This window comes from Pseudanabaena sp. SR411, assembly GCF_002251945.1.
GTDB lineage: Bacteria > Cyanobacteriota > Cyanobacteriia > Pseudanabaenales > Pseudanabaenaceae > Pseudanabaena.
In genome coordinates, this window is record NZ_NDHW01000261.1 from 1 (window position 1) to 4223 (window position 4223).

Annotated in this window: 5 protein-coding genes; 2 read left to right on the top strand and 3 right to left on the bottom strand. The window is 38.8% G+C overall.

What is annotated here, in order from left to right:
* Positions 1–192, top strand: a 192-nt coding sequence (locus B9G53_RS26455; RefSeq protein WP_141211914.1) for a hypothetical protein, incomplete at its 5' end; no start/stop codon positions are given.
* A gap of 11 nt (positions 193–203) precedes the next feature.
* Here B9G53_RS26455 and B9G53_RS26460 read toward each other — a convergent pair.
* The 3 genes from B9G53_RS26460 to B9G53_RS26470 all read right to left on the bottom strand — a co-directional run bounded on the left by B9G53_RS26460 (position 204) and on the right by B9G53_RS26470 (position 3727).
* Positions 204–1214: a patatin-like phospholipase family protein gene (locus tag B9G53_RS26460; RefSeq protein WP_094536403.1), complete on the bottom strand. Its 1011-nt coding sequence runs from the start codon at positions 1212–1214 to the stop codon at positions 204–206.
* A gap of 3 nt (positions 1215–1217) precedes the next feature.
* Entirely contained in the window at positions 1218–2759 is a 1542-nt protein-coding gene (locus tag B9G53_RS26465; protein WP_094536404.1) for a diguanylate cyclase regulator RdcB family protein, read from the bottom strand.
* Positions 2760–2911: 152 nt separating this feature from the next.
* A complete protein-coding gene (locus tag B9G53_RS26470) occupies positions 2912–3727 on the bottom strand; it encodes a hypothetical protein (protein ID WP_141211915.1) in 816 nt (271 codons plus the stop codon).
* Positions 3728–3916: 189 nt separating this feature from the next.
* On the opposite strand from B9G53_RS26470, the gene B9G53_RS26475 reads away from it, so the two are divergent.
* Positions 3917–4223, top strand: a 307-nt coding sequence (locus B9G53_RS26475; RefSeq protein ID WP_094536406.1) for a hypothetical protein, incomplete at its 3' end; no start/stop codon positions are given.

Below are 4223 nucleotides of genomic sequence, written 5' to 3' on the forward strand. Positions count from 1 at the left end.
GATCATGCGGATGTGGTCTTTTTCTGGTCTTCTCAGGAGAAGTGGTGGTCGAAGAAGTTTGGCGATCTGGATGAGGCGGCTAAGCCGAATTTGGGTAAGAGTTCAACGGGTAAGGAGAAGAAAGCTGCTCAGCGTAAGCCTAAACAATCGAGTAAAGTGGCTAAGCCTAGTCCGAAAAAGATCAACAAGTGAGGCATTTTCGTCTAGTAAACAGGAGAATCATCAACCAGTTGCTGTGTTCTATTTTGTAGGATATTCAGACTTCTTTGCCGATCGCTTTCAATTTGTAGAGTTCTTAAAATTGGTTCTAAACAAGCTTTAGCATCAGCATAGCCTCGTTGCTTTAATAACTCAATGCGATCGCTACTGAAATCAAGAAAAGTAATCGCATCGCCATAAAGAGGCACATCAGATTTATTGATGGAATCCTGTGGACGAATTTCAATTACTGTTTGATTTGGAAATTGATGACGATTCCAGATTACACCATTTTCCAAATGAATCACGATCGCATGGGTGCATCCTTGAGCCGCTAAAGCCCCTAATGGCACATTATCCGCAAAGCCGCCATCAACATAAATATTGCCGTTGATCTCGCGCTGGGGAAATGCAAGGGGAATTGCAGCACTGGCTAATAAAATGTCGTAAATTTGGCGATCACTTTGAGCCGCTTGAACGTGCAACCAATGAGCATCTTGTCCCATTTTGGCGCGAATCATGTCGATCAATAGCATCGCTGGATCGTACTGTAATTCAGAAATATTTAGTGAAGGAAACACTGCAACCCATAGCTCAATGCCATTGCGTAGTTGTTGTGGATCGACAGCACGGCTTAAAAATGTTTCAATCGATGCAGGGTCAAATATTGATTTTGAATTAGAGCGTATGCCAATTGATTCGAGTAATTTTGTCGCCCATGCGCCAAAGGTGGGGAGAGAAGTTTGGATGATGTAACTGGCAAGTTGAGCAATCGCACCCCGATCAGGTTGAATGACATTTGCTTTGCCTAAACATCTCCACATCACATCAAGCTGATTTGCTGCATTTTGAAAGTTTAGGTTAGTCGCCAATACTGCACCATTGAGCGCTCCAATACTGGTTCCTGCGATGATATGTGGAACAAAATCAATTTCAGCAAGATATTTGATTGCTCCTGCTTGATATGCACCTTTTGCACCACCACCAGCAAGAACTAAGCCAAACGTAGGATTCATGATTTATCTTCCTAGAGAGTTTCTGAACATAAGACGATCGCTAGCTGTTTCATAAACAATTTGCTCAATCAACTCTTTCTTGCCAGTGACAGGATGGATAAGACTATAATCGCGGCAACATAGCTCAAAAGCTATTTTCGCGGGATCTTTTGGGCGATATTCTTCTGTAAGTGTAGCTAACTCAAAAGTCGTACCAATGGTGAATAAATATGGCATTAATGAAAGTCTTAACGGTGAAAGTGACCTTACTTCTAGCAAAGTTTGAGCCAATAGACATTTATCTGTTTCTGTTTCCTGATAAGCTAGATTCAGTAAATCTGTCAAGGGAATAGATTTGTCAAGTATTTTTTGCCTACTAGCGATAATAAGTTGATCAATAATTTTTGAGCGCAGGCTGATATCACCTGTCATGCTTTCATAATCTGAAAGAGCAAAATCAACTATTTCACGAGTTACAAATACAATTTGGACTATCCAATAAAAGCCTTGATATGTACGTCCAGAGACCCAAGCGGCAATTATCGCATCAATTTTTTGAATGACTTCAATTCTATAAACTCGCTTTTCTAGATGTTGAATACGTTGTTCATGATCATCTAATTGAATTTGTAAATGAGTGTTAAGTTGGTTGAGAAGATCAATTTCTTGTCGATGTTTACGAAGGGCATTACGGACTTCTAATAGCTTAGCTTGTGTTATTTCTAGAGCAACATCACTAATTCGTAGATTATCAGATAAAGACAATATCAATTGATGTAGAGATAGAATTCCCGAATTTAAGTTACTTTCAACCAAAATTTGGCGTGATCGATCTTTACCTGTAATTTCATCAAATAATCGCCCAATAAAACTACGGGTTTGCCTGAAGTTAATTATATCCTGATTAATCTGAATTCCATTAACTAAATCAACTAATGCCTTATCACTGACAATAGGAATCTGTTGTTGTAAATTTTGTATTCGTCCACATAGTCTTAAAGCTGTATACTCAGATTCAGTACTACAATCACTGACAGTCTTACATAGCGATTTAATCATTTCTTCAAACTTATCAGACATTTGTTCTAATTCTTCGAGATCTAAAGAAATGATTAAATCATAAATTGAACTTCCCTTTAATATATTCAATAACCAAAAATGCATATCACTGGACTTCCGACGGCAATCATTCAATCCCAACAACAAGTTTTGGATTCCGATAAAATCATAACCAAAACTTTCGCGACTCTTTTCGGCATATTTTATCCATCTTCCTAATTTAGCCCCTAAATAAATCTGATCTGAACTAGTAAGATGAGGTCTCCTCTTGCTTAGCAAAAATTTTTCTACTTGTTTCTGGAAACCTATAATCGGCAAATCCATTGATAGAAATACATGACCCACAAAGCCTTCTTCTTGTTCCAACATTGCCATTAAAAAATGTTCAACCTCAATAGTCTGATGTCCGAATCGCCTAGCGACCTCTTGCGATTTGACGTTCACTACCCATGCTTTTTCAGTAAAATTTTTTGGATTTGAAATTAATTGAACAATCTCTTCAGACATTTTTTTAACGCGGCTATAAGGTTTGTAGGAGGCACTGGACAGTTAAAGCGTGATCAACGTACTTGCATATTGTTTATCATTATAAAATGGGCATTTCCACATCTATTCCCCGTTAGCTGACCAATGCCTGAAATTGGAGCTAAATCGCTAATCTACACATCTGTAGGAATACTCACAATCAACTCTTTTTTTCTGATTTTGGCGAGAAAATCATCAGATGTCCAACAGTTGAATTTTAAAAAAATCTTTTTTAACTCCAAAAGCTCATCTAAATCATTTTGAGATAGTTCTTGAAAACGACCGCTAGTATAGTCTTTAAGACAATTCTTAAAGGACGATTCACGCATTCCATCTACAAAAGATGCAATTACTTTAGAGACTACTTTGTATGACCACTTTGCTACATCTTCAGTGGCAACTGATGAAATGAACGGAAGACACATGAGGTCTACTGTTTGGTTATCTTCAGCTTCTTTAGTAAAATCTTCATCTTCTTTATGAATACCTATGGATTGCTTAACAGAGCTAATTCCGCGCTTTCTTAATTCTGTCAAAATGTCCGCATTCTTTTTTATAAGACCCTCATCCACAGTATCTCCAGCCAATAGATGAACAATTCGGTCACGAGTATCAACAAGAAGCTTAAAATCCTGAAATATAGTATTTCCTCTAACAAGCGGGGTATCAGAAGTACTGCAACTTGCATGAAATAGTCTGTCCTTAATTGACTTAAGTCCGTTGAGTGAAGAGAAAAGTGCTTGTGCATCAGGTTCCTCTCTATCTCTAGATAAAGCAATAAGTTCATCTAAAAATGCCTCAATGGTCATTACAGAAAATGTAATAGCAACTAGTGCTTCATACTGACCGCCCAAATTACTCGCTTTAGCCAATGAGTTATATTGCCCTCTTGTGTAACCTTTTTTGGCTACTTCAAATAAATTGCTAGCGCTTAGAAATGGTTTAGCCATAAAATCACTTTCAGCCACCAACATGTATTAGGTAAGATGTTCATACGAAATAGCATACTACATCATATCTACAGTAATGCTCTCGGTAAACTAGCCGCTCACCTTTTACTTTCTCAAAGACTAAAGAGGCGATCGCCCATAACAAGCTTGCTACAATAAACACAACTCACAATCTCGAAACCACAAACCATGCAAATTATCCTAGAAGTCCCCGATCGCCTCGGCGAAAAACTACAACGACTGGGCGATCGACTCCCTGAAACCCTAGATCGCCTACTTGAAGACATTCCCACCACAGAAACGATCTCTTACCAAGACGATCGCCAAATTGTCGAACTTCTAGCAAGTCAACCCAGTCCTGAAGCAATCCTCGCCATCCGTCCCACACCAGCCTTACAATCGCGGATGAGCGAACTACTCGAACGCAACAAATCTGGAAGCCTCTCCCGAACTGAAGAAACTGAACTTGATCGCTACTTACTCTTAGAGCATTGGG

Coding starts and splice junctions, on each gene's coding strand:
- B9G53_RS26460 (WP_094536403.1), bottom strand. CDS start 1,214: ATGAATCCTACGTTTGGCTTAGTTCTTGCTGGTGGTGGTGCAAAAGGT.
- B9G53_RS26465 (WP_094536404.1), bottom strand. CDS start 2,759: ATGTCTGAAGAGATTGTTCAATTAATTTCAAATCCAAAAAATTTTACT.
- B9G53_RS26470 (WP_141211915.1), bottom strand. CDS start 3,727: ATGGCTAAACCATTTCTAAGCGCTAGCAATTTATTTGAAGTAGCCAAA.